Origin of the sequence: Vogesella mureinivorans, assembly GCF_007644035.1 — a bacterium.
GTDB classification, from domain to species: domain Bacteria; phylum Pseudomonadota; class Gammaproteobacteria; order Burkholderiales; family Chromobacteriaceae; genus Vogesella; species Vogesella mureinivorans.
In genome coordinates this window covers 1-295 of record NZ_VMTV02000662.1, presented here as the reverse complement: position 1 = coordinate 295, position 295 = coordinate 1, and the positions used below count along the sequence as shown (strand labels likewise).

Here is a 295-nt window from a genome sequence, read left to right as displayed (position 1 = left end):
GCATGCGCATTGCCCATTCCGAAAGCGAGGTCAAAGAGGCCTTTGATCGCTCGAAATCGGAGGCTGCGTCCTCGTTTGGCGATGACAGGATTTTCATCGAGAAATTCATCGAAGAGCCCCGCCACATTGAAATCCAGATCCTGGCGGATTCACTGGGCAACTGTATCTCGCTGGGTGAGCGGGAATGCTCGATCCAGCGGCGCAACCAGAAGGAGATCGAGGAAGCGCTAGCGGCGTTTCTGGATCATGAGACCGGCGCGAAGCTGGGCGAGCAGGCGGTCGCGCTGGCCAAGGC

General features: G+C 58.6%; 1 protein-coding gene. It reads left to right on the top strand.

Features of this window, described 5'->3' with window-relative positions:
* Positions 1–295 (top strand): ATP-binding protein (locus FLQ44_RS17190; protein WP_500692553.1); only part of this gene is annotated, 295 nt, incomplete at both ends.